Here is a 327-nt window from a genome sequence, read left to right as displayed (position 1 = left end):
GTATGTTCAGGCTGAGTTGAGAGCAGTATACGATGCAATTTCAGTGTGCGCTTCCCGTTCGGACGTATCGAGTGCGTCAGAGTCTGACCATTTACTCAAAGATATAGATGTGGTTCTGACCGACGTCAGTTCCCAGCTCCGGATTGCGACGCTCAAACATCTTGGCGACCTTTTCTGCGATCGTGATCGATGGGAGGTGGCTGCAAAACTACATGAGCACGCGAAGTCCGAACTCGAGAAGCTTACAGAGCCAGAGAAGCTGAGCGACTTTGCTTTGGCAATGAAGACTTTGATCAATCAATCGCTGGCCGCCTCCGCGGCCATCAC

At 51.7% G+C, this 327-nt stretch carries 1 protein-coding gene; it reads left to right on the top strand.

The features are described from left to right. Positions 1 to 327 (top strand): hypothetical protein (locus SB689_RS22790; protein ID WP_410694347.1); only part of this gene is annotated, 327 nt, incomplete at both ends.

The sequence above is a fragment of the Chryseobacterium sp. SIMBA_038 genome, from assembly GCF_046535115.1.
In the GTDB taxonomy this organism is placed as follows: Bacteria; Bacteroidota; Bacteroidia; order Flavobacteriales; family Weeksellaceae; genus Chryseobacterium.
This window is presented reverse-complemented; position numbering and strand designations above follow the sequence as displayed.